Below are 22,169 nucleotides of genomic sequence, written 5' to 3' on the forward strand. Positions count from 1 at the left end.
TTCGAAGAAGCTGGGAAGTTCGACGGTGGAGTGAATCTGTAAGGCGAACAGCCCTAGCGCCAGCAATTCGCCGCTGTACCGGGGGTACCGGCAGCCATGCCCTTGGCGCCCTTGGCATCCAAAGTGAAGTCGCCGCACTTGCGATCCGAAGCCTGCGCCCCCGCGCGCGTGGCCTTTAATGTATAGCCGCCGTCGCCGCCGTCAGCGGCCGCACTCACGGTCAACGTGTAGTAGCCGTTTTGCGACCCAGCACCGTATGGCAGGTTCAGCTTGTTCACTGCGTCGGAATAACTACCGTTCTGCGCCCTCCAACGCTCTTGGCGCGCGGCGGCATCATTGAGCAGGTTCTGCCCCTCCACCCGTCGGGACCGCATCACGTACTCCATGTATGACGGGTAAGCAATCGCCGCCAGGATGGCGACGATTGCTACGGTAATCATCAGCTCGATCAGGGTGAAGCCCTTTTCAGCGTTGCGCACTGGTTTCTCCTTCAAAAAACATGCGGCTCGCCACTTGAGCGAATGCGAGCAGCGTCAGGTGAGGCGCCGCCTTCACCATCTCATTGGAGAGAGCTTGAAACATCAGTTCGGCGGCTGCTTGCGCCAGCTTTGACGGCCGAACTGCAAGCCGTGGTTGACCCGCCGTTCGGCGTTCGCGCTGGGATCGAACACCCGCTCCCCGCGAATGGTCTGCTTGCCTGCCCCCGTTTCCGTGCCATTGACTTGGCCGCCACCCACCGCGTCAGAGGCATCGAAGACACCATCACCGTTCATGTCGAATACGACGTAATCGGTGCGGCCACCGCCGTTCGGATCGATGCCGTAGATCGTGCCGCCCATGCCCGCTGCGCAGGGGTCCTCTGAAGTCCGCACCGATGACAGGAACAGCCCCCGGCCATATAGCGTCATGTCGTAGACCACCTTCTCCCCATTACGCGGCAGGTCCACAACCCAGCCCCACTTCTCGACATCGCTGTCTCTCTTGCCAGTGGCGTCGGCCTTGTACCAATGCACCGTGTTGTTCGTCAGCGAGAAATTGCCTGTGCCAGCCACCAGTTCCGTGAACGATTGGCCCTGCAGATCGCTGCGCCCCTTAGACGCCGTCGGCAATGGCGTAGGAGCTGTCGCACCCCTGTCGCTATAGCGGTCCCAGATGCCATACGTGGTCTGCCTCTGTGTGCTGCTCTTGTCGCTGGCCGTCAGCAAGCGGCCCGTACCGAAGATCACCAGATCGCCCTTTCCCGTCGGGTGCTGTGTCACGTAGGGCGCCGCTGTGATGGCTTGGCGTTTGCCGTCCGCGTCCTTGGCGGTGAAGAACTTCTGCACTGTCCACGCGGAGATATCACCGCTGCTCATGTCGAAACGCCACACATTGCCAGCCAAGTCACCTGCATAGGCCAGGTCCACCTTGCCGTCACGGGTGTTGTCCACGGCGGTCACACGCGACAGGCCATTGCCCAGCGGCATTGAAGCTGTCAGCTCGGCGGTCGTCATGCCGCCATCCAGATCGAAACGCCGGAGCACGCTGCCGTTGGAGATGTCCAGAACGAACAGGCTGGCACCCCCACCGCCTGCAGTGCTGTTGCCTCCTTGGTAGCCGCCGGGTACCAGCGCGACCCATTTGCCTTTGCCCGTTGCAGGATCATTGAGGCGGGCGATGGTTGGCTGCGGCAGCGAATTGCCCATGTTGGAGTTTTGATCAGAACCAAACTCCCACAGCAACTGAGGGGAAGTGGGGTTAGTGACGTCCAGCGCAAACACCTGCCTGCCGCCCGCCCCCAGGCTGCCGATCAGCACCTTGTGCCATGCACTGCCGAAATACACGTCCGAGGCAACAGGCGTGCCATCAACGTAGTAGCGGTGAGGCGTCCCATCCTTCTTGCCGTAATCGGGCGCAGTGAGCGTGTTCAGGTTGTTACGCATCGCCGTGGGAATGAAGGCGAATTCCTCTACGCCGTTCTCGGCGCGGAAGGCGTGGAACATGCCGTCGTTGGCGCCCACGTAGATCATCTCGGGCTGGCTCGCCTGTCCTGCGGCAAAAGCCGCATAGTTGCTGCCGGTTCCTTCCAACGGATCCGCTGCTGCTGGCCGGTAGAGCGCTCCCTTCACGCGCAGTGGCGAAGAGTTGACGATGTCACCCAGCAGATTGGACTTGGTGTTGGGCAGGCTCTTGCGGGCACGGAACGCATCGTTCTCGCCGCGCAGGAAGCTGATGCGCTGTTCGGCTTTCGCGTCCGCCAGATTCGTGGCAGGACTCTTGTTGAGCGCCGTGAGCCAAGCTGCATCGGCCGTCTGACCGTTAATACCGACAAAGGTAAAGGGACGCAGGGTTGGCGTGGTAGTGCCGGCACCGGCATACAGGATGTTTCGGGCCGTCGCGCGCGTAGACAGCTTCTCTGCCGCACTCCACTGCCGCACGTAGTTCAAGCCGTTGGTGGCGCTTTCGGTGAGCCTCTCGCGAATCACGTCGCCGACCCAGCCATCGGCCTCAAAGCGGGTGCGGTAAATGTCTGCGCCCGCGGCGATCGTGCCCCCGGGCACATCCACAGATACCGCCGTGACCGAATTGGTGTTCTGCAGGATATCGTTGAAGGCCTTGGTCATCTGCGCCTTCAGCGTGGTGGCGTTGGTGACCAGGAAATAGTTGTCCGGGTCGCCCACGACCGTAGCCGGATCGCGCCCTGGCATGCCGTACTTGGCGGCGTACCACAAAGGATCCTTGAGGAAGCTGCCCGAAGAGCCAGTAGTACTGGGTGTGAAGGTGCGACTGGCCGAGAGCGGCAGGTTGGTGCACTCCGAATCGGAGGAGGGTCGCCCTTCGCAATAGCCAGGCGGACGGTTGGGAGGCGTATTCAGCGCGTAATACACGGATGCCGTGTCCTTGTCCCTCACCTCCAGATACATGCCATCCTGGGTGGTTCCAGAGACCACATAGCCCATGTGTTGACCGATGCTGCCCGCTGCATATTCGGACAGCATGTCGACCTTCACGCTGCCGTTCGCCTGCAGCGAGACGATATAGCGCGAGATGGCATCCATGTCGTGGTCGGCGCCTTGCTCCACGTCCTCGTAGTTGATGCGGAACTCCGCATAGGCCCGCCCCTCATTGATGCTGGAGTTTTGGTCGGCTGTGCCGGTGTTGGCGATGCGGTCCACGTAGTAGTCCACGATCTGATTGGTCGGCGCGAAGCGCGTGGGATCAATGCTGAAGCCAGTCACGGATTTGGCAAAGGGGGAGATCGTCACGAACCGGCCATTGCCCACTGGAAAGCGGATCTCCGGCAGTGGAGAGGCAATGGCTACCGAATAGGTCATCAGCCGATTCTTGCCCTTGGCATTGCCGAAAACGGCATTGTTGGCACCAAAGCGCGATACCCCCGCGGAGTAATAGCTGCCTTCCTTGCTGGGCTCCTGGGGCGACAGTCCGCGCACCCAGGAAAGATCGTCGACCGTCTTCACTGACGGTGCGCCGTTCGCGTTGGTCGAGCTTGACTGGCCAATGAAAAAGCTCTTGCCATGAATGCCCTCCGCAGCGCCGATGGCCTGCACCTCGTTGGCGACATTGAAGCCGGCCAGGGCGTCGGCATTGACGGCAACAGACTGGTAGCGGCTACCCGGCAGCTTGGTGTCATACGAAGGATTGATGTCGCTAAGAACTGTCATCACCGGGCGCGCGCAATGCTGATAGCCGCCACCGCTGGGTTTTGCCGCGTAAGGCGACACCCAGTCGGGCTTGGAAAGGTTCAAAGGATTTGCGCTGTCCTTGGACCCGCTGCCATAGTCGTACTGGCTGTGGGCGCCGGAGGCTCCGCCGAAATAGCGCAGCGTCTCGAACATCATCTCGCCCACCGGGTTGCCCCACATCGCACACATCGACGGATCGGTCTTGCCGCTGATAGGCCCATCGGTGATCCAGCCGCAATCGTTGTACTGGCTGCCGTTGAAGCCGATCAGGCGCAGACGGTCAATGTTGGCAACGACACCGGCGACGCCAGTCTGGAACGCGCCCGTCTGCGGATTGACCTCGTCGGCAAAGCTGCTCATGTTGCGCCGCAGAATGCCGCCCGCGATATTTTTCTGGTACGAGCCCGAGAGCAGGCCGAAGTACATCTTGTTGTTCTCACCGAAGTCGTGCAGCAAGCCGGTCGGCTTGTAGATGGCTGTACCGCCGTTGTTCGGATAGGACTTGCAACTGGCTTCACGCAAGGCCGCGTCGGTGCTGGAGCAGGCCTCCACCCGGATCTTGCGGGTCACTATGGCGCTGGCAGGCCGAGTCACCTTCAGGGCCAGCCCCCAGTTGTCATCGCCTGCTCCTTCGACATGGCGAAACTTCACCGTCTTCCAGCCTGCCGTCGTGAAGTTGAAGATCTTCGAGTGACTCTGCAAGCCGTTTTGACTGCGATCCGCGCCATGGCCGCCATACCAACCCCAGCTTGTGCCGTCGATGGTGGCCTCCACGGCATCGTCTCCATCAACGGCAAAGGTGTAAGCCCCCGCCGCTGGAATGTAGACCTCTCCCAGGATCTCGGTCAGGTAGTTGTCGTGGGTGCAGCCATTGGTGCCGCTGAACGGGTTGTTGTTTCCGCCAGTGGTGTCGATCGTGGCGATCGCGCTCGTGCCGCACAAATTGGCGCTCTTTCCGTTGTCGGTGAAGAACTTGGTCATTTGCGCCGCAGTCGTGGGTGTCGCCGCGTTGTTTGTCTTCTTCCACGTCATGATGGTCAGCTTCTGATATGCGCTGCTGGGCAACATCTCAAATTGCGAGCCACCATCCACCGCGCATGCCACACCACCGAGGCAAAGGTCCTGCCCCGCGGTCCCCTCCTTGGACACCCAGTCCCAGATCTGGAACTTCGAGTCGTTGAGCACTCGCAGGCGAGGGATCGCGTTGTCATCGGTTTCGCCCAGTGTGGTCACGGCAAAGAGATGGCGGGTGCCGCTCACCGGCTGCGCCAGCGGCGCGTAGTCGCTGATGTTGTAGACAGCACCATCGCGAACGGGGTCATAGGCCTTGCCCCAGGCGTGCGCGTCACGAGGCACATAGGCCGCCTGCAGAACGGTGCTGCTGGTGGTATCGGTCACGCGCATTCCGCCATAAAGTACCCGGCGAATGGCATCCATGCGCGATGTGGCGAGGTAGTTAAGGAAGTCGCCGCTCCAGCGAGTTCCACCAGCACAGATTTTCTTCTTGGCACCTGTGGCTGCCGCAGCAGGCGAGAACTTGTCGTTGCTGTATTCGTAGCAGGCGTTGTTGTTGAAGTACCCGTAATAGTCGATCTGATCGGGCTTGTAGCCCACGTCGATCACGCCGTCGCCGTTCAGGTCGGAGGCGTCGTTGTAGGCCTCGTAGTAGAGCTTATGGTCGCGCCCCATCACCAGCATATTCAACGGCGGGTTGCTCTCGCTCACGAACAGCGGCGTCTGTGCCAAAGCCGTATCTCCGCTGTCTTGCGCGGTCGCAAGGTGCTGGCCGAAAAGCAATGCCGCTACGGCGGCAAGCAGGCCGACCGTGTGGAAGATACGAAAAGTTGAGCGATTTGAACGTGTGGAACGAGCCATTGCAGCCCTCCTCGACTATTTGATGAAGAGATTGACTGTGGAACGCAGGCAAAACGCCTGCGAGCCGCAGGCTTGCACGCTGGTTTCGGCGGTGGCCTGGGCGTTGAGCTCGTAGAACTCGGTACAGCCGGTGCTTGCGGCTTCGAGCGCGGATGTAGCGCTCGAACCCTTGGGGCAGACGGTGGAGATGTAGCGCGGATACCAATAGCCATAGGGGTTCGCGAATCCGGTAGCAGCGGTCTTGGCGGCGAACGAGGTATTCAATCCGAGGGGATCAGTGCGGGCGTCGGAAATGAAACAGGGCTTGACCCCGTCATAGGGGCTGGCCGCGCCATCAGCACACTTGGACAACGACAGTCCATACTTCTGGATGATGCGTTCACCCTCCCGCAGCGCGCCGTCCGCCGTTTCCTGCAGCTTCTGGTTCTCGAGCACGTTGCCGGCGATGCGTGACTCAAGCGTGATGGTGCGCATGCCGACCACGGCCAATATCAGCACCAGCAGCATCATGATCATGGCGACGAACAGCGCAGCTCCGCGCTGGTGTAGCCGTTGGGACGAAATTGAAATATGGCGTGCGCTCATGGCATCAGGTTTCTCAGCGTGAGGGAGCCGCTCGCAAGCTGGTAGAGCTGGCCCTTACTGGTGTCGCAGCTGGCGCTGGCACCGCCCACGCCTTCCCAGCGGGTGCATGTGGAGGACTCCATGCCTCCGGTGACCCTTTCTGCCGAACTCGACAGCAAAATGGCATAGCGCAATGACCTGATGGCTTCATCGGCTGCGGGCTTGCTGGTCTTGAACTCTTCGACACGCCGCTCGGCGAACGAATCGTTGCCCTTGCCAACCCCGAACTCGAAGAGCACGCTTCGCACCCCGTCTGCCACTTCCCGCTTGTCTTCAGCCTGACTACCGGCTTGGCAGACCAGCGCGCCCTGGTTGAGAAAGTACTTTTCGACGAACAGGCCTGCCCCCAGGGCCGGCGCGGGCGGCGCTTCATAGGCCCCCAGCCCGGCAATACCCGCCGATGACCCCGCGCAGTCCTTCTCATTGTTGTCGCGCGGCTGATAACGGATGCACAAGGTGCCCGTGTCGACCGCGTAGATGGCCTGGCCCACGGCGAACTGACAGCCGTTGGGATGCGCAGCGCCGTCGGCAGGAAAGGCCTCGTCCATGGCCTGCGTCGGATCGCGCCGATAGCCGGCCTTCGTGAACTCATTGTCCAAGGTGCCTAGCACGTAGCGGCTGTTGCCGAGGTTCTCGCTCTGACTTGCGCGAAAACCAAAGTTACGCAAGCTTTCCATGTAGATGGTGGTGGCGATCAAGACGACGACAAGGCCCACGGCCATTGCCACCATGAGCTCCACCAGCGAGAGGCCCTGCTCGGCCGCTCTAGAGCGGCAAATGACGCTGCTGTGCGTCTGCGGACATGTACGCGACACGGGCTCAGAGCCTCGATCGCAACGTGTAGGAGCAAAAATCATTGTCGGTTCCATCCAGACACTGGCCCTTCTTGACCGGCCAGGCTACGGTGACCGAGATCACACCGTTTCCCGCATCCAGGCCGACGACGAAGTTGCTCGTAACAAGAGCAGCGGGTAGTTCCGGCATGAGCTGCCTGGCACGCGCGCCCCAGCAGCCCAGCCGCTTGGCGGGAATTGCGGCCAACGGTTGGCAATCGTTCACTGTGACCGCATCCAGCTCGGTCCCCATCGCTTTCGCGTAGCCGCCCAAATCCGCCTTGGGCGTGCCGTTGGTTTGCAGCACGGTGAGCGTGTCGCCACGCATCGTCTCCATCAACTCGGAGGCAACCATCGATGCCATCTGGCGCCGCTCGGTATCGGTGGTGAATTGGATGGCGCGCACGTGCATGCCTGCGGCGCCGAGCAGGCCGATGCTCACGAGCAGGACAGCCATGAGAACCTCGATGAGGCTCAGACCCGCTTGTCGGGATGACGATGGAGAACGGGAGACATTCATCGGCGAAACTCCGACAAAAATGCCGGGCTTCATGAGCAGGCCTGCCCAGTTGCTACATGCTGCAGCCGCACCAAGCCCGCGCCGGTCACACTGAGGCACTGCACGCGCGTCGCATTGGTCGCGGAAACCGATACCGTGTATGAGACGCCACCGGAAGCGGGTCGGGCCTTGCCCGTCACCTCGAAGACCACGCCGCCTGAAGAGCCAGGCTCGACGCTGACGGTATCGGGCAATGTGGCCTCGCGCAGCACTTTTTCTCCTGCTTGCGCTTGCCACTTCTGCCCTGTTGCGGTGACAGTGCTTTCCGTGCGCTTGTAGACACTCTCGGCACGGGCGAATTGGAGCAGGGTCTGCAACTCCTGCGCCGCAGAAGTCACCCGTTGATTGGCAGTGAGGGTTGTGAACGACGGTATTGCCAACGCAGCCAAGATAGCTACCAAGGCAACAACGATCATCGCTTCGATCAGAGTGAAGCCTTTCTGCCCATGCAGTGACACAGCTGGTTTTTTCATTGGGCACTGGGGCTGTCGACTGACGGCGTCAGATTGAGTTAGGAGTGTTTCCCATCGTAACGTTTGTGAGCGAAATCGTTACTCCACCAAAGGACCGCTTGCCATCCCGAAGCGACCGTTTGTCAGAAATGCAAGGTTTTGCACGGCACTAGTAAACGAATGTACACACCATGCCTTGCTTCGTATCAAGTCGCGACACCCATGGCAAGCCGCTCTTGATTACATCTGGCGTGATGAGCGAGCGTGAAACTCAAGGGCAAAAAGATCCGCCTCGTCTCCACGCTCACCGCGCTGCACTTCTACATCAAGCCGTCGGCGTGGACACAACAGCATGGGCTAAGGGCCGATCTCACAGGTATTCCGGGCAGCAGCAGCATCGAAGTCGACCCAGCCTTGTTTGGAAGAAACCCGTCTAGGTCCATGTTCCCGATCAAGCCAACTGGGTGTTCTCGTCGCAGGAGGCGTTATTACCCCAATAAGATCGAGCAAAGTCTGAGGCACAGCATTGGCGACTTTGGGTCGGGTTCGCGTATTAGAAAGCGCATCCAGTCGATCACCGATCAGCAGCTTGGCCTTGGCGCTCGACCAGATCAGCGCTGGAACGATGAAAGAATGGCTCGATGCTCGCGTGATGCTTTTCGCCTTGCATGGCTGGTCGAACACGTCCTGCCCGTGATCAGAGATGTACATCACCACCGCCGCATCCCCCTTCCGGTCAACGCCCTCGATGATTTGCGAAAGCAGCGAATCGGTGTACTGGATACTGTTGTCGTACGCATTGCTGGCCTGCACCGCGAGTGAGGCGTTTTCCTTGATGCCATCCTGTACTGGAACGGTTGTCAATGAAGGACGGTAGATATCGAAGGCCGGCGGGTAGCGATGCGAGAAATCGAAATGGCTGCCCAGCGTGTGCACCACAATGAATTTTCTGCCCTTGATGTCCAACCTTCGGCGCAACGGCTCGAGCAGTACTTCGTCGTAGGTTCCTCGAGCGTCGTAGCTTGTCGGGTTAAGGTAAATCGCTTCGTCCGCATCGCCAGCGTACATCGCGATGGGACTTTCATAAAACCCCCCCACACCTTGGTTCGATAACCAAGATGTTCGATAGCCCATCTGCTTAAGCGCCGCCAAGATCGACGGCTCCGCACTGGGAGCAACTTTTCCGTCACTCGCCAGCACCGGTCGCCGGGAGATGAGGTTGGGCACGGCATATCGCGTAGCGACCGACTGTGTAACTACATCAGGGAAAAGGATCAGGTCGCCCATCGCCGACAGCTTCGGCGTGGTCTTTCGTTCATAGCCAAAAAGCTGCCATCGATCGGAGCGCGAGGATTCTCCGACTACCAGCACGACCGTGTCGAGATGCGCGTCGGCAAGTTTCGGCTCGAAGTCGAAGCCGCTCAGTTTTGCTCTGAGTTGTCGGATGATCGATGCATCCTGGTGTACCCAGATTGCCGATAGAGGCAGGTCAAGCGGATAGACCGTTGCTAAGACCGCGGCCATGCTGCCCGCCCTATTGACGAAGGGCTCCGGAGCAGCGGCAGCAGCATCGCCCATATCCCTATGCAACAGCGCTAGCAAGATCAGGATCGCCGGAACGGTAAGCAAGACCCAGTGGCGTGAACGGTGCGTCCATCTGGCGCGCTTGCGATACAGATACATCCCCAGCACGATGGCGACGCTGATAAATAGGACACCCGGAAACAACACAGCCCATCCCGAAGTCGACAGGAACTCGGCCATCTCGCGTGCGTCCGCATCCATTGCCATGCCAACGAAAGTCGGTGTCACCGGCTGTGCAAAATTCACGCGCAAGAAGACTTCAAGCGACCACCAGAGTGAAGGCACTGTCGCCACAACAAGGCCCATCCAGAGGCGGGGCGCGACAGCAAAGACCAGCGCCCAGAAGCAGGCTGCGTAAGCTATGTTCTCCGTATACGACGTTTCGAGAATATTGGCGGCACTGCGAACGATGAGGAAGTTCGGGGCTATCAGCACAAGCACCAGCAGCGCAAGGATCAGAGACGCGATCCATTCACCACTTATTGTTGATGTCGTGGGCTTCGGCGCAAATCGCATTGTCTTGACATCCTTTTCGCAGCACAGGCCGTGCTTGCTTACCTGTGGTCGATACTGGCGGCGCGAAGACCCTAGTTCTCACCCATCCGCCGCGTTCAAGTGTGGGCGTTTGCGCAGGTCCTCTCCCGACATTGCCAAACGTGGCCGCGATAGTGGGCAGATCACGCGACCCAGGAAGCACAAGTACACGTAGAGGTCCAGATTGCGGCGATGGCAGGCGTTGCATTTCAGCTGTAGCCTGCAAATTCGATTGCGATCTGAGCACGTGCATCAGTACCTGGGTACGCTGATCGCAGCGAGCACACCAATAACTGCATTGCACCGCAGATCAACGATTCGATCAAAGCAACACACTCGAATTGGAGTGCTGCTGGGATTTCTCGGATATTAAAAAAGCCGCCCATAGGCGGCTTTCGCTTGACGCATCAATTTGATTAGGTGGCAGCTGCACGGCACTGAGCGGGAACATACTTTGCGGGCGAACCAGCGCAGGTCCAGACCACAACCTTGTCAGCGTTGACCACCGGCGTAAGGACGATCGAGGCGTCGCCTGCCTTTGTGGTGCCGGTCAGCGTCAGCACCCCGCTTGCACAAACGAGGCTTTTGACGTTTTCTGTAGCGACGGTGCTGTTCGTGACACCGTTGCAAGAGTTGACATCAATCACGCTGGCGGCAGAAGCGATGTTTTCGCCGATCGTTGCTTTGGCGGCAGAAGCGGCAACCATAGCTTCCGACACGCGTGCACGAACCGTATAGTCTTGGTAAGCCGGCAAAGCCACAGCAGCCAAGATACCGATGATCGCCACAACGATCATCAATTCGATAAGGGTAAAGCCGGCTTGTGCGCGGCGAGCGAGAGTGCGACGGTTCATTTGACTAACTCCAGGTTGGTTTGTAGAGCCCGGGAACCAGCCCGGAGCGCAGTACCTTCCGCAGCATCCGTGCCACCCGTTCCCAAGGCCCCGCGCTGCCCAAACCCGTCATCTTTGGCCACCTTGGCGTTACACCAAGTGACATAACTTGCTTCAAGATGCTACAAGCGGTGACAAATTTGTCATGCCAACGCATCGGAAACCGTCAGAAAGTCAGGATCCCATCCGCCTTGAGCCAGCGTATGTCGCGCTGCGCCAGCCCGGCCACCTGATGGTCCGCCAGCGCCCCGATCTGGCTCATGATTTCGTCGGTTTCCGCCGGCTTGGTATGGGTGATGTAGATCGGGTATTGCTTGCCCGGCTCGATATGCGCCAGTTCATCCGCCAGCACAGCAGGCGACAGATGCAGGCTGCGTTCAGCCAGTGCCTTTTCGCGGCTGCTGAAGGCCGTCTCGATCACCAGCATCGCCACCTCGATCGCATTGACGCGCTCCCAGAAAGGCGCGTTGCGCTCGGTATCGCCGCTGAAAACCCAGTGGGCTCCGCCGGTAGCTCTTCGCACGGCGAACCCGCAGGCCGGCACCGTGTGCACAGCGGGCAGCACCTCGATCAGCTTGGGCGCGCAGCTGCCCAGCTGCAGCACCTGCCCCACCGCAATATCGTGAAAGCTCACGAAGGGCGCCTCAGGGCTCGGAATGCTCTCGAAATCGGGCCAGATGACGTTGTTGAACACATGCGCGCGCAGCGCCTCGATGGTGGCTCGCAGCGCGTGCACACGCAGCGGTTGCGTGCGGCGGCTGCCCACGGCATCGAGCATCAAAGGCAGCGCGGCGATGTGGTCGAGGTGGCTGTGGGTCAGCACGACATCGTTGATGCCGGCCATCTCTTCGAGCGTGAGATCTCCGACCCCGGTGCCCGCATCGACGAGCAGGTCCGTGTCGACCAGAAACGAGGTGGTGCGGCAGTCTTTGGCGATGGCGCCCGAGCAACCCAGCACACGAACCTGCATTGTGAGAGACCCCTTGTATGTGTCTGTCGTCATTTGGTTTCGAACCGGGTTGCGCCGTCCCAGTTCGGGTCTTGCGGACGCAACGCCATCGAGGCTAAACGCTGGGCGTAGAGCTGGTAAAGGACTTTTTTGGCATCGGCCGCGAGCAGGGGTGCCAGCAAGTTTCGGCCCACCGCCCAGTCCTGCCGCCGATAAGCCGCGAGCACGCCGGCCCAGCGTTCGAGCAGTTGTTGCGCCTGCTTCATCGCGTCGGCCGTGCGCGCGTCCAGCGGCGTAAAAACGGCAACGACTTGTGCCTTTCCCTTGACGCGCACGCTGTCGAGCTCCTGCCAGATGTAGTCGGGCGCCAGCTCGCGGGTCGCGCCGCTGGCGATGATCTCGACGCCGTAGTGCCCGCTCAGTCCTTCGAGGCGCGACGCAAGATTGACCGCGTCGCCGACCACGGTGTAGCTGCGGCGCGCGGTCGAGCCCATGTCGCCCACGCTCATCACGCCGCTGTTGATGCCGATGCCCACGCTGATCTCGGGCCGGCCGGCGGCGCGGTGCATGCTGTTGATCTCGCGCACGGCATCGGCCATGTCGAGCGCCGCGCGCACGGCCAGCGCCGCGTGGTCGGGCGTGTCGATCGGCGCGCCCCAGAAGGCCATGACGCAATCGCCCATGTACTTGTCGACGGTGCCGCGGTGCGCGCTGATCACGTCGGTGAGCCGGCTGAAGACGGTATTCAAAAAAGCTTGCAGCTCGGCCGGCGCCATCTGCTCCGACAAACGGGTGAAGTCGCGCATGTCGCAGAACATCACGGTCATCGGCTTGCTCTCGGCGCGCATGCTGTAGCGGTCGGGGTGCACGAGCATTTCGTTGACGAGCTGCGGCGGCACGTAGGTGCCGAAGAGCCGCACGAGGCCGCGCCGCGCGCGAGATTCGACGAAGTAGCCCCAGCTCATGTTGAGCACGAAAGCCAGCGCCGTCGTGGCAAGTGCCGAGGCCAGCGGCAGCACGAGGCTCTCGCTCACGTAGAGCCAGGTGTTGAGGCCGACCAGCGCGGCCGTCGTGCCTGCGGCCAGCAACACGGCACGCGATGCCGACAGCAGCGACAACCCGAATGCCAGCACGAGGCCCGCGACCAGGATGGTCAGCACCTCGTAGCCGGGCGCATAGTCCGGCACCGCGAGCAGGCGGTGATCGAGCAGGCCCGAGACGATGTTGGCATGCACCTCGACACCCGGAAACGCGGCGCCGACCGGTGTGGCGCGCAGGTCCTGCAGGCCCGGCGCCGTGGCGCCCACGAGCACGATCTTGTCTTTCAGCTCACCCGGACCCAGTCGGCCTTCGAGCACGTCGGCGGCCGCCACGTAGCGGAACGATCCCGCACCTGCGCCGCCCGGTCCGCGAAACGGCACCTGCATGCTGGCGGACTGATCGACGGGGATGCGCAGGCGCCCGAGCCGCAGCGATTCGAGCCTGGGCACCTCGCTGCCGGGCGCGAAGGCCGGGCGCACCGGCGGCGAGCCGTTCGCCAGCCGGTAGACCGCGAGACTCAGCGATTCGTAGTAGCCGGGCTGCGCCTGATCGCCTTCGTAGCGCGCGATCAGCGGCACGCTGCGAATGACGCCATCGCCGCTGTCGCCGACCAGCGTGTTCAGGAATCCCGCGGCGGGCGCAGCCTTCGCCAGCTCCGGCAGGCTGGCCCCGAAGCCGTTCCAGCTCGTGGCATAGGCGCCGCCCGCGGGAAAGGCATCGGGCGGCAGGAGCGGCGTGGCGGGCAACTGGCCCTTGGCGCTCGGGGTTGCGGTTCGCGTGAAGTAGTAGCCGAGCGCAACCCGCTGGCCGTTCAGCGCTTGGGCAAAGGTGGCGTCGTGGTTCAGCGTAGGCGCGAGCCGCTCGATCTCCGCCGCAAGGCCCTGCATGTTGCGCAGCGGCCCGTTGGCAATCTCTCGCAGCCTCTCGAGGCCGGCGCTCCGGTCGGGCTCGAGGAACATGACGTCGAAGCCGAGCACCGCCGCCTGCTGGCGGGTCAGAAGCTCGGTGGTCAGGCGGGCGATCTTGTCGCGGGGCCAGGGCCACTGGCCCTCGCGCGAAAGGCTGGTGTCGTCGACATCGACGATCACGACGCGCGAATCGAGCGTGCGCGGCATGGTGGCGCGCAGCCGGATGTCGTAGATCAGGCGGTCAAGGCGCTCGAATGCGGTCAACTGCCACATGTCGGTGGCATGCGCCAGCGCCAGCAGAACCGGCAGCAGCGTGATGGCGATGCGCGGCCAATGCCGCCGCAGCACGCTCATCATGGCGCGCCGCCCGGACGGCGAAGACCGCCGCGACGGCCAAGAAAAAGGAAAGGCTCAGACCCGCACGAACTGCATGCGCGTCTTGTCGCCAAGCTCGAGCACGTCGAGTTCCTGCAAGGCGACCGCGTCGGTCCCCAGCAGCACGCCATTGAGCGTGACGCCGCCCACGGCGCTGGCCGCGACGTAGCCTTGCCGGCGGCGCGTGACGACGGCCACGGCAACGCCGGGCTTGCCGATGGTGGTGACCACTTTCTGCAGCGAGACGTCCTGTCCTTGGTTGGCGCCGGACAGCACACGCAGCACGGGAATGCCGAGTTCGACGAGCGCACCCGACTCCGTGGGCGCGGACGAGAGCGGCATGGATCCTGAAAACTCGCCGGACGCCGTGCGGACCGAGCCGGGACCGATGGCCAGGTTGCTGCGCGCGCGGAAATGGATGCGGCAGCCCCCGACCTCGATGACATCGTTGTCCTTGAGCGCCTGCTTCTGGATGGCGAGCGCATTGACGTAGGTGCCGTTGGTGCTGTTGAGATCTTCAATTTCGACTTCGCCATCGCTCATGTGCAGCACGGCGTGCTCGCCGCTGACCGCCAGATTGTCGATCACGATGTCGTTGTAGGCACGCCGGCCAAGCGTCGTGCGGTCCTTGGCGAGTGCCACTTGCCCGATGACAACGCCATCGACCGAAATGATCATCTTCGGCATTGCCGACCCCCCGAATGCAAAGCTTTAACGACGGCAAGCGGGACGGCGTGCAGCCGTCGGGGCCTGTTACCTGGCCGCCCGGGGCACTTCGGCAACGCCCGCCCTTGCCAGAACAACCGAAATGTTGTCCCGTCCACCATTGTCGTTTGCAATTGCAACCAAAAGTGAAGCTTTTTTCTGAAGCCCGACATCGTGTCCAAGAAGCGTGAAAAGCTGCCCATCCGAGACCATCTCGCTCAGCCCGTCGGAGCAAAGCATATAGAGATCGCCGGGCCGGGCGCTGTGCTCATGCATTTCCAGCAGGACCTGGGGCTCCACGCCGACGGCCCGCGTCACGAGGTTGCGGGTCGGCGAATTGAGGGCTTCCTCGGCGGTGATGGCACCGGCGTCCAGTTGCTGCTGGCGCAGCGAATGGTCACGCGTGAGCAGCTCCAGCTTGTTGTTGCGCAGGCGATAGCAGCGCGAATCGCCGATGTGCCCGACCACCACGCGTTGCGGGCGGAACGCGGCCAGCACCAGCGTCGTTCCCATGCCCTGCAGTTCCGGGTTGGTGGTGCCGGCGTGCAGGATCGATCCGTTGGCCTCGTCCGTGGCCGCCTGAAGCGCCCGCCGGACCACGCGGGCCGGCGCCTGCATCCCGGCCTGGGCGAACCAGCGGCCGAAGCTGGCGTGCAGCAGCGAGATGGCCATGGCGCTGGCCACTTCACCACCCTTGTAGCCGCCCATGCCGTCGGCCAGCAGCGCCAGGCCGAGCGCGGCATCCACGTGCACGGCGTCTTCGTTGTGGGCGCGCAGCCGGCCGACATCGGTCAGCGCGGCGAACTCCCAGGTCAGCGGGGGCCGGGTCGAGAACAGGGAAACGCCGACACTCGCCATGGTTTGCCAGTGCCGACTTCGCGAACGCTCAGTGCGCAGCGGCGTGTGCACGCCGTTGCATCAGGCGGCCGGCGGCCACGACGAACACCGCGCCGGCGGCTGCCGCCGCATAGTGCAACCAGGGGTTGGCCGCCAGCGTGTCGCGCAGCACGACGTCGCTCACGATGGTCTCGCCGCCGACCCAGCCGATCAGCGCGGCACCCAGCATGATGATGATGGGGAAGCGTTCCATGAGCTTGATCATGAGCGTGCTGCCGAAGATCACCAGCGGAATGCTGATCGCCAGGCCCAGCACCAGCAGCACCATGCTGCCCTGCGCGGCCGCCGCGACGGCGATCACGTTGTCCAGGCTCATCACGAGGTCTGCCAGGAGGATGGTGCGCACGGCCACCATCATGCTGCCGTATTCCTTGCTTTCTCCTTCGCCATCGTCTTCTTCGCTGAGCAACTGCAGGCCGATCCACAGCAGCAGCAGGCCGCCGATGATCTGCAGGTAAGGCAGCGCGAGCAGCTTGGCCGCCACCACCGTGAGCACGATGCGCAGCACCACGGCCGCGCCCGAGCCGAACATCACGGCTTTTTTCTGCTGCGCAGGCGGCAGCGATCGCGCGGCCATGGCAATGACCACGGCGTTGTCGCCCGACAGGATGATGTTGATCCAGACGATCTTGAGCAGACCGATCCAGAAGTCTGTGCTTTGAAGGAGTTCCATGTCTCTGATCCCGATTCCACTGTGTTTTATTGAAAAAAGCGCCCGCAATCCAGTGCGGGCGCTTTTTTATTTCTGCGTGGCCCTCTCATGACCCGGCTCTGCGGCCGGTGTCGTGGAGTCGTCTCTTACAGCCTTGCCTTGAGCAGCTTGGCCAGTTCCGAGAAGTTGCGCGTCACGGTGAAGCCGCACTCTTCCATGATGGCGAGCTTGGCATCGGCCGTGTCGGCACCGCCCGAGATCAGCGCGCCGGCGTGGCCCATGCGCTTGCCGGGGGGGGCGGTGACACCGGCGATGAAGCCGACGACCGGCTTCTTCATGTGTTCCTTGCACCAGCGGGCTGCGTCAGCCTCGTCGGGGCCGCCGATTTCGCCGATCATGATGACCGCGTCGGTGTCCGGATCGTCGTTGAAGGCCTTCATCACGTCGATGTGCTTGAGGCCATTGATCGGATCGCCGCCGATGCCGACTGCCGACGATTGGCCCAGGCCGATTTCCGTCAGTTGAGCCACGGCTTCGTACGTCAGCGTGCCCGAGCGCGAGACCACGCCGATGCGGCCCTTGCGGTGGATGTGGCCGGGCATGATGCCGATCTTGATTTCGTCGGGCGTGATCAGGCCGGGGCAGTTCGGGCCCAGCAGCAGGGTCTTCTTGCCGCCGGCCGCTTCCTTGGCCTTCATCTTGTTGCGCACTTCGAGCATGTCCCGGACCGGGATGCCTTCGGTGATGCAGATCGCCAGGTCCAGGTCGGCTTCGACAGCTTCCCAGATGGCGGCCGCGGCGCCTGCCGGCGGCACGTAGATCACCGACACGGTGGCGCCGGTTTGCGAAGCAGCTTCCTTGACCGAACCGAAGATCGGGATGTTGAAGATCGACTCGCCGGCCTTCTTCGGGTTCACGCCCGCCACGAAGGCGTTCTTGCCGTTCGCGTATTCCTGGCACTTCTCGGTGTGGAACTGACCGGTCTTGCCGGTAATGCCTTGCGTGATGACTTTGGTGTCTTTGTTGATGTAGATCGACATGACTTGTTCCTTAGGCCTTCTTGACTGCTGCGACGACCTTCTGGGCCGCGTCCGCCATGGTGTCGGCGCTGATGATCGGCAGGCCCGAATCGGCCAGCAGCTTCTTGCCTTCGACTTCGTTGGTGCCCTTCATGCGCACGACCAGCGGCACTTGCAGGTTCACGGCCTTGCAAGCCGCGATCACGCCGGTGGCGATGGTGTCGCACTTCATGATGCCGCCGAAGATGTTCACGAGGATGGCTTCCACGTTCTTGTTCTTCAGCATGATCTTGAAGGCTTCCGTGACCTTCTCGGGGGTGGCACCGCCGCCCACGTCCAGGAAGTTGGCCGGCTCGCCGCCGAACAGCTTGATGGTGTCCATGGTGGCCATGGCCAGGCCGGCACCGTTCACCAGGCAGCCGATGTTGCCGTCCAGCGAGATGTAGGCCAGGTCGAACTTCGAGGCTTCGACTTCGGCTGCGTCTTCTTCGTCGAGGTCGCGCAGGGCCACGATTTCGGGGTGGCGGAACAGCGCGTTGCTGTCGAAGTTGAACTTGGCGTCCAGCGCCATGACGTTGCCCTTGCTGTCACGGTTGAGCGGATTGATCTCGACCAGCGAGGCGTCCGTCTCCATGTAGCAGGCGTAGAGCTTCTTGAGGATGTCGACCGTCTGGGCGGTCGAGTCGGCCGGCATGCCGATGCCGTCGGCGATCTGCTTGGCCTGTTCGTCGGTCAGGCCCTTTTCGGGGTCTGCGAACACCGTGATGATCTTCTCGGGCGAGGAGTGAGCCACTTCCTCGATGTCCATGCCGCCTTCGCTCGAAGCGATGAACGCGACCTTCTGGGTCGCGCGGTCGGTCACGGCCGAAATGTAGTATTCCTTGTTGATGTCGGCGCCATCTTCGATGTAGAGGCGGCGCACCTTCTGGCCTTCGGGGCCGGTCTGGTGGGTCTTGAGCTGCATGCCGAGGATTTCGCCGGCCAGCTTCTTGACGTCTTCGATCGACTTGGCGACCTTGACGCCGCCGCCCTTGCCGCGGCCACCCGCGTGGATCTGGGCCTTGACGACCCAGACCGGGCCTCCAAGCTTCTGGGCGGCTTCGACAGCCTCCTGGACCGTGTATGCCGGGATGCCGCGCGGCACCGGCACGCCGAACTTGGCAAGGATTTCCTTGCCTTGGTACTCGTGAATCTTCATGAGGGATGTCTCTCGGAAGGAGGAGGTTGAGAACGGGAGATTGGGAGGTGAGAGTGTTTGTGCTCTGTTGTTCGCGGGCGACGGCAGCCTGACGGCTGGGGGCGGCGAACAACCGCGGACTGTATCATGGTGCGCCGCACCAATACTGTACGTGTGGGTGCGGTCAATACGTACTTTCTTCTAGCTACCCCGAGCACACTCCCATCATGGCCAAGGTTTTCATCGACGGCGAAGCCGGTACCACCGGCCTGCAGATTCGCGAACGGCTTCAAACGATGCCGCAAATCGACCTCGTGAGCATTGCGCCCGAGCTGCGAAAAGACGTGAACGCCAAGCGCGACCTGATGGCCGGCGTCGACCTCGTGGTGCTGTGCCTGCACGACGACGCGGCACGCGAATCGGTCGCGCTGATCGACCAGCTGCCCGGCAAGAAGCCCAAGATCATCGACGCCTCCACGGCGCACCGCATCGCGCCCGGCTGGGTGTTCGGCTTCCCCGAACTGGTGGCCGGCCACTGGCAGGCCGTGGCCCAGGCCGACCGCGTCGGCAACCCCGGCTGCTACGCCACCGGCGCGATCGCCATGGTGCGCCCGCTGATCGACGCGGGCCTGCTGCCGGTCGACTTCCCGATCTCGCTGCCTTCGGTGAGCGGCTATTCGGGCGGCGGCCGGACCATGATCGAGGCCTACGAAAAAGACGAGGCACCGCTCTTCGAGACCTACGCGCTGGGCCTGAAGCACAAGCACATTCCTGAAATCATGGCCTACACGGGCCTGACCCGCCGGCCGGTCTTCATTCCGTCCGTGGGCAATTTCAAGCAGGGCATGCTGGTCCAGTTGCCGCTGCACCTCGACCTGCTGCCCGGCAAGCCGAAGGCCGGCGACCTGCAGGACGCACTGGCCGCGCACTACGCAAAGAGCAACACGCCCGAACAGTTCGTGAAGGTGCTGCCGCCCACCGAAGACGGCAAGCTCGATGCGCTGGCGCTCAACGACACCAACCTGCTCGAGATCCGCGTGTTCCCGAACGAAGACCACCGCCATGCCGTGGTGATCGCTCGCCTGGACAACCTCGGCAAGGGCGCCAGCGGCGCCGCGGTGCAGAACCTGAAGCTGATGCTGGCGCTCTGAGCGCCACGCCCCTTCGCTTCAGCGTCAGTCAGTCCGTTAGTTAGTTAACCAGCCACAGGCCCACACCCAGCAGGGCCGCGTGCGCGCCCAGCGCGATGTACAGCGGCTTGCGCGACGGCGTCGCCATGTCCTGCAGCGTCTCGTTGATGCGGCGCGTGAGCAGGGCGCGCAGCGCCGGGTCTTGCGCGGCGCCTTCGCCGGCAGCCGGCTCGCCCTGCGCGGCACGGCCTTCCTGCCACTCGGCGAGCATCTCGCTCATCGGCAGCCGGTTCAGCACGAACGAAACCACCGACCGCGCCGCCTTGCCCTCACCCAGCACCGGTGCAAGCTGCTTGCTCAACGCGTCGACCGACAGCCAGTCGGCCGCGCGCTGCAGCGTGCCGTGGGTGCGCGGCATGGCTTCGATGCGACCCGCGATGGCGCCACCCAACTTCTGCGCCACCACCTCGCCGCGTGCCGCCACCAGATGCTGCATGGCGCGTGCACGGCCTTGCGCCACACCCAGCATCACGTAGACGCCGACAAACAGGAGCAGCAGAACAGCCACCATCAGCGGCGGCGAAGTGAGCAGCGCCACGATGGCGCCGAACCCGCCAGCACGCGCCGCCGGATTGCCCGGCCCCTGCAACTGGCTCAGATAGAAGACGAAAACACCGCCACCCAGAATCACGCCGAGCAGGCCGCCCTTGATCACCGACCCGACGAAAGCAAAGCCGGCCTTGGCACCGGTACGCGCGAGGGACGGCTGGTTGACGGGCTCTGATGGCATCGAAGGGCTCCCTGAAGTTGTTGAAGGCCTGTCGCCGCGGCGGCAACGATTGTTGATCATGCCATCGCAGTCCAACTCCATAATCGCGCCACACAACAACCAGGAGGATTGCCATGGCAGTCAAGTTTCAGAAACCGACCGGGGCGTTCGTCGCCGCTTCTTGGGCCGCACTGCTTGCCGGCGCCGTCGTCTACCTGATCGGGCTGTGGAACGCCACGATGCAGCTCAATGAAAAGGGCTACTACTTCACCATCCTGATGTACGGCCTGTTCGCGGCCGTGTCGCTGCAGAAGACTGTGCGCGACAAGCTCGAAGGCACCCCCGTCACCGCCATCTACTACGGCCTGTGCTGGATCTCGCTGCTGTTGTCGGTGGCGCTGCTCGCCGTCGGCCTGTTCAATGCCACGCTGGCCAACAGCGAAAAAGGCTTCTACGGCATGGCCTTCCTGCTGAGCCTGTTCGGCGCAGTGGCCGTGCAGAAGAACGTGCGCGACATCGCCGCGTACAAGACCGAAAACCCCACGGCCGACGACATTCCCGACGCGGGCTGAAGCCCCCGTAGCCCGCCCTTCGCGCCAGCCGCGCTACTCGTTGTCGTTGTAGCCGCTGGCGCCCATCAGCGCCGACAGGCGTGCCGCGATGCTGCCGGCAATCTCCTGCACCTGCGTCACATCGGGGCCGGCCTTCTGGTCGATGCGCTCGATGTACGGCACGTTGATGGACGCGATGACGTGGTCGGCCACACCCATCACCGGGAACGCGATGTTGGTGATGCCCCGCGTCTGCTTGCTCGGCATTGCCGAGTAGCCGCGCTCTCGCACCTCTTGCAGGATCGAGAACAGCTCGCCGGGATCCATGTCGAGTTCGCCTTCCACGCCAATGTGGGCGCGCAGCATGCGGGCGCGGTCGATCTCGTCGCGAAACGCCAGCAGCACATGGCCCGAGGAGGTGTCCGTCAGCCCCATCACCACGCCCACCTTGAGCCCGAAGGACCAGCGCTCCGGGCTCTCGACCTGCGCAATCACCACCACCCGCCCGCCCTGGTACATCGCCAGGTGGCACGACTGGCGCGAGCGATTCGCCAGCTCGCGCAGCAGCGGCAGCGCCGCGCTCACCAGGCTCTTGAGCGGCTGCTGGCGATGCGCCAGCTCGAACATCCGCAGCGTGAGCGTGTAGCGGTCGTTCTCGTCGACCTGCACATAGCCGCGCCGCTGCAGCGTCACCGCCATGCGGAAGATCTCGCTGACCTTGCGGCCCACCTTCTGCGCCAGCTCGTTGAGCGTGCAGCCGGTGACGCTGTCGGCCAGCACCTCCAGGATGTCCAGCCCCTTTTCAAGGGCCGGCGCCGAATAGCGCGGCCCGGCGTCCAGCCCGTCTTCCGGCTCGGACGACGGGGCTTCGATCAATGGTTCTGCAGGGCTGCTCGGCATCTTTGGATTCATGGCGCTTCAAGCGTACACGCATGGCAGGCCGGCTTCAGGCGAAGCCG

19 protein-coding genes are annotated in these 22,169 nt (G+C 62.7%); 2 read left to right on the forward strand and 17 right to left on the reverse strand.

The features are described from left to right. Positions 1-53: 53 nt before the first annotated feature. From ACSFB7_RS14925 to sucC, 15 genes are all read right to left on the reverse strand, one after another. Positions 54-479: a type IV pilin protein gene (locus ACSFB7_RS14925; RefSeq protein ID WP_435471330.1), complete on the reverse strand. Its 426-nt coding sequence runs from the start codon at positions 477-479 to the stop codon at positions 54-56. Between the two features lie 102 nt (positions 480-581). Beyond that, positions 582-5,558: a pilus assembly protein gene (locus ACSFB7_RS14930; protein ID WP_435471332.1), complete on the reverse strand. Its 4,977-nt coding sequence runs from the start codon at positions 5,556-5,558 to the stop codon at positions 582-584. Positions 5,559-5,573: 15 nt separating this feature from the next. After that, on the reverse strand, positions 5,574-6,143 hold the full coding sequence (locus ACSFB7_RS14935; protein ID WP_435471334.1) for a pilus assembly PilX family protein: 570 nt from the start codon (positions 6,141-6,143) through the stop codon (positions 5,574-5,576). Next, entirely contained in the window at positions 6,140-6,997 is an 858-nt protein-coding gene (locus ACSFB7_RS14940) for a PilW family protein (RefSeq protein ID WP_435471336.1), read from the reverse strand. The genes ACSFB7_RS14935 and ACSFB7_RS14940 overlap by 4 nt, the downstream gene beginning before the upstream one ends. A 4-nt stretch (positions 6,998-7,001) precedes the next feature. After that, positions 7,002-7,568 carry a type IV pilus modification protein PilV gene (gene pilV / locus ACSFB7_RS14945; RefSeq protein WP_435471338.1) on the reverse strand — a complete coding sequence of 189 codons (567 nt, stop codon included), beginning with the start codon at positions 7,566-7,568 and terminating at the stop codon, positions 7,002-7,004. After that, complete coding sequence (locus ACSFB7_RS14950) at positions 7,565-8,047, reverse strand: GspH/FimT family pseudopilin (protein ID WP_435471340.1); 483 nt, start codon at positions 8,045-8,047, stop codon at positions 7,565-7,567. The genes pilV and ACSFB7_RS14950 overlap by 4 nt, the downstream gene beginning before the upstream one ends. Before the next feature lie 336 nt (positions 8,048-8,383). Then, the gene (locus tag ACSFB7_RS14955) at positions 8,384-10,126 is read right to left on the reverse strand and encodes a phosphoethanolamine transferase (RefSeq protein WP_435471342.1); all 1,743 of its coding nucleotides are present in this window, start codon (positions 10,124-10,126) and stop codon (positions 8,384-8,386) included. A gap of 434 nt (positions 10,127-10,560) precedes the next feature. Then, entirely contained in the window at positions 10,561-10,998 is a 438-nt protein-coding gene (locus tag ACSFB7_RS14960) for a pilin (protein WP_435471344.1), read from the reverse strand. A gap of 205 nt (positions 10,999-11,203) precedes the next feature. Then, on the reverse strand, positions 11,204-12,007 hold the full coding sequence (locus tag ACSFB7_RS14965; RefSeq protein ID WP_435471878.1) for a 3',5'-cyclic-nucleotide phosphodiesterase: 804 nt from the start codon (positions 12,005-12,007) through the stop codon (positions 11,204-11,206). Positions 12,008-12,036: 29 nt separating this feature from the next. Next, positions 12,037-14,289: a CHASE2 domain-containing protein gene (locus tag ACSFB7_RS14970; protein ID WP_435471880.1), complete on the reverse strand. Its 2,253-nt coding sequence runs from the start codon at positions 14,287-14,289 to the stop codon at positions 12,037-12,039. 57 nt (positions 14,290-14,346) lie between these two features. Beyond that, complete coding sequence (locus tag ACSFB7_RS14975) at positions 14,347-14,997, reverse strand: FHA domain-containing protein (protein ID WP_435471346.1); 651 nt, start codon at positions 14,995-14,997, stop codon at positions 14,347-14,349. Between the two features lie 66 nt (positions 14,998-15,063). Next, positions 15,064-15,873: a Stp1/IreP family PP2C-type Ser/Thr phosphatase gene (locus ACSFB7_RS14980; RefSeq protein ID WP_435471349.1), complete on the reverse strand. Its 810-nt coding sequence runs from the start codon at positions 15,871-15,873 to the stop codon at positions 15,064-15,066. Positions 15,874-15,901: 28 nt separating this feature from the next. Continuing rightward, the gene (locus tag ACSFB7_RS14985; protein ID WP_435471351.1) at positions 15,902-16,585 is read right to left on the reverse strand and encodes a TerC family protein; all 684 of its coding nucleotides are present in this window, start codon (positions 16,583-16,585) and stop codon (positions 15,902-15,904) included. Between the two features lie 125 nt (positions 16,586-16,710). Continuing rightward, a complete protein-coding gene (sucD, locus tag ACSFB7_RS14990) occupies positions 16,711-17,604 on the reverse strand; it encodes a succinate--CoA ligase subunit alpha (RefSeq protein ID WP_124457755.1) in 894 nt (297 codons plus the stop codon). Positions 17,605-17,614: 10 nt separating this feature from the next. Beyond that, entirely contained in the window at positions 17,615-18,781 is a 1,167-nt protein-coding gene (gene sucC / locus ACSFB7_RS14995; RefSeq protein ID WP_187112895.1) for an ADP-forming succinate--CoA ligase subunit beta, read from the reverse strand. A gap of 206 nt (positions 18,782-18,987) precedes the next feature. Between sucC and argC the strand changes: the two genes are divergently transcribed. Further along, positions 18,988-19,911, forward strand: coding sequence for an N-acetyl-gamma-glutamyl-phosphate reductase (gene argC, locus ACSFB7_RS15000; RefSeq protein WP_435471353.1), 924 nt, complete (start codon positions 18,988-18,990; stop codon positions 19,909-19,911). A 40-nt stretch (positions 19,912-19,951) separates the two neighbouring features. Here the strand turns inward: argC and ACSFB7_RS15005 are convergent, their stop codons facing one another. Further along, positions 19,952-20,680, reverse strand: a complete 729-nt coding sequence (locus ACSFB7_RS15005; RefSeq protein WP_435471355.1) for a hypothetical protein — start codon at positions 20,678-20,680, stop codon at positions 19,952-19,954. A 113-nt stretch (positions 20,681-20,793) separates the two neighbouring features. Here ACSFB7_RS15005 and yiaA point away from each other — a divergent pair, with 113 nt between their 5' ends. Further along, the gene (gene yiaA / locus ACSFB7_RS15010) at positions 20,794-21,231 is read left to right on the forward strand and encodes an inner membrane protein YiaA (RefSeq protein ID WP_435471357.1); all 438 of its coding nucleotides are present in this window, start codon (positions 20,794-20,796) and stop codon (positions 21,229-21,231) included. A gap of 33 nt (positions 21,232-21,264) precedes the next feature. Here yiaA and ACSFB7_RS15015 read toward each other — a convergent pair whose 3' ends face one another. Next, positions 21,265-22,122 carry an IclR family transcriptional regulator gene (locus tag ACSFB7_RS15015; RefSeq protein WP_435471359.1) on the reverse strand — a complete coding sequence of 286 codons (858 nt, stop codon included), beginning with the start codon at positions 22,120-22,122 and terminating at the stop codon, positions 21,265-21,267. Positions 22,123-22,169 lie beyond the last annotated feature (47 nt).

The organism is Variovorax raffinosi (assembly GCF_051216615.1).
Classification (GTDB): domain Bacteria; phylum Pseudomonadota; class Gammaproteobacteria; order Burkholderiales; family Burkholderiaceae_C; genus Variovorax.

Excerpts from the sequence above, each read along its gene's own strand:
- ACSFB7_RS14930 (WP_435471332.1), bottom strand. The coding sequence starts at position 5,558 with ATGGCTCGTTCCACACGTTCAAATCGCTCAACTTTTCGTATCTTCCAC.
- ACSFB7_RS14935 (WP_435471334.1), bottom strand. The coding sequence starts at position 6,143 with ATGAGCGCACGCCATATTTCAATTTCGTCCCAACGGCTACACCAGCGC.
- pilV (WP_435471338.1), bottom strand. The coding sequence starts at position 7,568 with ATGAAGCCCGGCATTTTTGTCGGAGTTTCGCCGATGAATGTCTCCCGT.
- ACSFB7_RS14950 (WP_435471340.1), bottom strand. The coding sequence starts at position 8,047 with ATGAAAAAACCAGCTGTGTCACTGCATGGGCAGAAAGGCTTCACTCTG.
- ACSFB7_RS14955 (WP_435471342.1), bottom strand. The coding sequence starts at position 10,126 with ATGCGATTTGCGCCGAAGCCCACGACATCAACAATAAGTGGTGAATGG.
- ACSFB7_RS14960 (WP_435471344.1), bottom strand. The coding sequence starts at position 10,998 with ATGAACCGTCGCACTCTCGCTCGCCGCGCACAAGCCGGCTTTACCCTT.
- ACSFB7_RS14965 (WP_435471878.1), bottom strand. The coding sequence starts at position 12,007 with ATGCAGGTTCGTGTGCTGGGTTGCTCGGGCGCCATCGCCAAAGACTGC.
- ACSFB7_RS14970 (WP_435471880.1), bottom strand. The coding sequence starts at position 14,289 with ATGAGCGTGCTGCGGCGGCATTGGCCGCGCATCGCCATCACGCTGCTG.
- ACSFB7_RS14975 (WP_435471346.1), bottom strand. The coding sequence starts at position 14,997 with ATGCCGAAGATGATCATTTCGGTCGATGGCGTTGTCATCGGGCAAGTG.
- ACSFB7_RS14980 (WP_435471349.1), bottom strand. The coding sequence starts at position 15,873 with ATGGCGAGTGTCGGCGTTTCCCTGTTCTCGACCCGGCCCCCGCTGACC.
- ACSFB7_RS14985 (WP_435471351.1), bottom strand. The coding sequence starts at position 16,585 with ATGGAACTCCTTCAAAGCACAGACTTCTGGATCGGTCTGCTCAAGATC.
- sucD (WP_124457755.1), bottom strand. The coding sequence starts at position 17,604 with ATGTCGATCTACATCAACAAAGACACCAAAGTCATCACGCAAGGCATT.
- sucC (WP_187112895.1), bottom strand. The coding sequence starts at position 18,781 with ATGAAGATTCACGAGTACCAAGGCAAGGAAATCCTTGCCAAGTTCGGC.
- argC (WP_435471353.1), top strand. The coding sequence starts at position 18,988 with ATGGCCAAGGTTTTCATCGACGGCGAAGCCGGTACCACCGGCCTGCAG.
- ACSFB7_RS15005 (WP_435471355.1), bottom strand. The coding sequence starts at position 20,680 with ATGCCATCAGAGCCCGTCAACCAGCCGTCCCTCGCGCGTACCGGTGCC.
- yiaA (WP_435471357.1), top strand. The coding sequence starts at position 20,794 with ATGGCAGTCAAGTTTCAGAAACCGACCGGGGCGTTCGTCGCCGCTTCT.
- ACSFB7_RS15015 (WP_435471359.1), bottom strand. The coding sequence starts at position 22,122 with ATGAATCCAAAGATGCCGAGCAGCCCTGCAGAACCATTGATCGAAGCC.